Here is a 4,165-nt window from a genome sequence, read left to right as displayed (position 1 = left end):
ATCTGACCGCAGCAGTGGCGGACCCGCGGGGGAGCCGCCGTCGCGCCACAGCCCGTCCAGGCCGATCGCGCCGCCCAGTGCCTCGAACGCCCAGCGGTTGGTCATCGCCCGGCTGATCGCCTCGCCGACCGGCGCCATCCGGGGCACCGGCACGAAGGCGCCCGAGAACAGCACCTGGGGGAAGCAGAGCAGCGGCAGCATCAGGGTCGCCTGGCCCGGTTCCGTGACGGCGGCCGAGGTGAGCAGCCCGAGGGCGAGCGCGGCGGCCGAGGCCAGCACACTGGTGAGGAACAGCGAGGCGTACGTGTCCCAGCCCGCCGCCGGCAGCCGGTCCAGCGCGCGCAGCACCGCCAGCAACAAGGCGTCCGCCGCCGCCAGTACAGGCAGGACAGTGGTCAACTTCGAGGCCACGTACGGACCGATCCGCACCCCGGCCAGCCACTCCCGGCGCAGCACGGCCAACTCCGGGCAGATCTGCAGCAGTCCGTACGTCAGCCCGAAGAAGAACGCCCCGAACGCGATCCAGAACATGATCATCGCCGTGGACCCGGGGTCGGGCGCCGTCGCGTCGAACGCGCCCGCCCGGAACAGCACCGCGAACATCGCCACGATCATCACCGGAGACCCCACGAACACGGCGACCGACAGCCGGTTGTGCACCAACAGGGCCGTCGTACGACGGGTCAGCAGCGCCCACTGGCGTACGGCGCCGACGCGCGGCGGACGGTGCGGGGCAGGCGCCGGTAGCCGGTCGGGAAGTGCTGCCGGGGTCGCCCGCTCGACGCGCTGCCCGTTTGCGACCGCCGCGTACACGTCCTCCGCCGTCTCCGCGCCGAAGGCTCCCAGCAGCGCGTCGGGCGGTCCCACGAACGCGACCGCCCCGCCCCGCGACAGGAACACGACCTGGTCGCAGCGCGGCAGATCGGCGAGAACGTGGGTCGTGAGCACGACCGTGGTGCCGGTCTCGGCCAGGCCCCGCAGGGTGGCCAACAGGGCCGCCCCGGTGACCGGATCGAGCCCGGAGGTGGGTTCGTCGAGGAAGAGCACGCGCGGCCGGGTCAGCAACTCGGCCGCGATACAGGCCCGTTTGCGCTCCCCACCGCTCAGCGCCCGCACCGGGGTCTCGGCCCGCCGGGACAGCCCGAGGACATCGAGCACCTCCGTCACCCGCGCCGGAACCGTCTCGCCCGGCATCCGCAACCGCCCCGCGTACTCCAGCGTGCGCCGCAACGGCAGCTCACGGTGGATCACGTCCTCCTGCGGCACATACCCGAACTCCGGTCCGGGCGGCCCCGGTCGGGCACCGTCGTGCAGTACGGCCCCCGTCGCCGGGCGCTGGAGTCCCGCGAGGGTCTGCAACAGCACCGTCTTGCCCGCGCCGCTGCTGCCCGCGATCACCGTGAGCTGTCCGGCCCGGACCTCGAACGACACATCGTCCAACACGCGCCCGGTGCCCCGCACTTCCTGCGTGACGTCGCGCAACTCCAGGTGTAGGCCGCTTACTTGGGTGAGGTCAGGGTGTATCGGCGTCGGCATGGGAGCAGGATGTCACCCCGGTGTCAGCCACACCGTCGCCAGGGGCGGGAGGGTGAGCCGGATGTGGCCGTCCTCCGGTTTGACCGGGTCGGGGTTGGTGACATCGCTGCCGCCGTAGGCGGCGGAGTCGGTGTTGAGCGTCTCGCGCCAGGCCGGGATGTCGTCCGGGACCCCGAGCCGGTAGTCGTGGCGGACGACGGGGGAGAAGTTGCTGACGGCGAGAAGAGGCGCGCCCTCGGCGTCGAACCTCAGGAACGCGAAGACGTTGTCCTCGGCCGCGTCGCCCAACACCCAGCGGAAACCGGAGGGTTGGGTGTCACGTTGCCAGAGGGCGGGGGTGCGGCGGTAGACGGTGTTGAGGTCGCGGACGAGGTTCTGCACGCCCCGGTGGTCGGGCGCGGCGTCGTAGGCCGGATCGAGGAGCCACCAGTCGGGGCCATGGGACTCGGACCACTCGGCGCCCTGGGCGAACTCCTGGCCCATGAAGAGGAGTTGCTTGCCGGGGTGGGCCCACATGAACCCCAGATACGCCCGGTGGTCGGCGCGCTGCTGCCACCAGTCGCCCGGCATCTTCGACACCAACGACCGCTTCCCGTGGACGACTTCGTCGTGGGAGATGGGCAGGACGTAGTTCTCGCTGTACGCGTACACCATCGAGAAGGTCATCTCGTGGTGATGGAACCTGCGGTGAACGGGCTCGTGGGACATGTAGCCGAGCGAGTCGTGCATCCAGCCCATGTTCCACTTCAGTCCGAAGCCGAGACCGCCGGTGTCGGTGGGCCGGGTCACGCCGTCCCAGGAGGTGGACTCCTCGGCGATCGTCACGACACCCGGGACCCGCCGGTACACGGTCGCGTTCATCTCCTGGAGGAAGGCGACGGCGTCCAGATCGTCCCGCCCGCCATGGACGTTCGGGGTCCACTGCCCCGAGTCGCGTGAGTAGTCGAGGTAGAGCATCGAGGCGACCGCGTCCACGCGCAGGCCGTCGATGTGGAACTCCTCGCACCAGTAGACGGCGTTCGCCACAAGGAAGTTGCGCACCTCGGTCCGCCCGAGGTCGAACTCGTACGTCCCCCAGTCGGGATGCTCGGCCCGCCGCGCGTCCCCGGGCTCGTACAGGGGCTCCCCGTCGAACCGGGCCAACGCCCAGTCGTCCTTGGGGAAGTGCGCCGGAACCCAGTCCATGATCACGCCGATACCGGCCCGATGCAGGGCGTCGACCAGGAACTTGAAGTCGTCGGGGGTGCCGAGGCGGGCGGTCGGGGCGTAGAAGCCGGTGACCTGATAGCCCCAGGAGCCGCCGAAGGGATGCTCGGTCACCGGCATCAGCTCTACGTGCGTGAAGCCCAGGTCGTTGACGTACGCGGGGAGTTCGACGGCGAGCTGACGGTACGTCAAGCCGGGCCGCCAGGACGCGAGATGCACCTCGTACACGGAGAACGGCGCTTCGTGGACCGGTGTTTGCGTCCGCCGGGCGAGCCACTCCTCGTCGTCCCACTCGTAGTGCGAGGCCGTCACGATGGACGCCGTGGCGGGCGGCACCTCCGTACGGCGTGCCATCGGGTCGGCCTTGAGGAAGCGGTCGCCGTGCCGTGAAGTGATCTCGAACTTGTAGCGGGCGCCCTCGCCCACACCCGGCAGGAACAGCTCCCACACACCCGACGAACCGAGCGACCGCATCGGGAAGGCCGTCCCGTCCCAGGCGCTGAACTCCCCGGCGACACGCACCCCTTGGGCGTTCGGCGCCCACACGGAGAAGCGGGTGCCGGTCACCCCGTCATGCGTCATCGGCTCCGCACCGAGCGCCTTCCACAACTCCTCGTGGCGCCCCTCCCTGATCAGGTGCAGATCGAGATCGCCGAGCGCGGGGAGGAAACGGTACGGATCGTCCACCTCCTGCTCGTCGCCCTCCGCGTACGACACCAACAGCGTGTACGCCGGGATCGCGTCGAGCGGCAGTACGCCGGAGAAGATCCCGCCCCCGTCCGAGGCGAGCGGGTTGCGCATACCGTCGATCACGACACTCACGGCCCGGGCGTACGGCCGCAGCACCCGGAAGCCGATCCCACCCGGGACCGGACGCGCGCCGAGCAGCGCGTGCGGGTCGTGATGGGCACCCGACAGCAGGCGCTCGCGGTCGGCCGGGTCCAAGGGGAGGGATACGGCAGGACCGCCCGCCTCCGCAGGTGAAGTGTCGCGCAGGGCCACGGAGTTCAGCCTCCTCGGACGGCGAGTCGCTCGATCGCCGCCATGGGTACGGGAAGCCAGTCCGGGCGGTGTCTGGCCTCGTACAGCACTTCGTAGACCGCGCGGTCCGTCTCGTAGGCGCGCAGCAGGGCGTGCTTGGTGCGGGGGTCCCAGCCGGCCCGGGCCGCGTAGCCCGCACAATAAGCCTCGCGGCAGCGGCGCGCCCACTCGGGGCGCCAGGGACGGCGCTGCCGGGCCGCGTAGTCGAAGGAACGCAGCATGCCCGCGATGTCCCGCACCGGGGACTGCGCGCTGCGCCGCTCGGCCAGCGGCTTGGACGGCTCGCCCTCGAAGTCGATGACGAACCAGTCGCGGCCGGCCCGCAGCACCTGCCCGGGATGCAGATCGCCGTGGATGCGCTGGGCGGGCGGCCCGGCGTCAC

General features: G+C 71.0%; 3 protein-coding genes. All 3 read right to left on the bottom strand.

What is annotated here, in order from left to right:
* The coding region (locus R6V09_RS47500; protein WP_317887671.1) for an ATP-binding cassette domain-containing protein at window positions 1-1,536 on the bottom strand (1,536 nt) is incomplete at its 3' end.
* Between the two features lie 12 nt (window positions 1,537-1,548).
* The gene (gene glgB / locus R6V09_RS47495) at window positions 1,549-3,744 is read right to left on the bottom strand and encodes a 1,4-alpha-glucan branching enzyme (RefSeq protein WP_317887670.1); all 2,196 of its coding nucleotides are present in this window, start codon (window positions 3,742-3,744) and stop codon (window positions 1,549-1,551) included.
* Window positions 3,745-3,749: 5 nt separating this feature from the next.
* A partial coding sequence (locus R6V09_RS47490; protein ID WP_317887669.1) for a phosphotransferase occupies window positions 3,750-4,165 on the bottom strand: 416 nt, incomplete at its 5' end.

The sequence above is a fragment of the Streptomyces sp. W16 genome, from assembly GCF_033194735.1.
Classification (GTDB): Bacteria; Actinomycetota; Actinomycetes; order Streptomycetales; family Streptomycetaceae; genus Streptomyces.
This window is presented reverse-complemented; position numbering and strand designations above follow the sequence as displayed.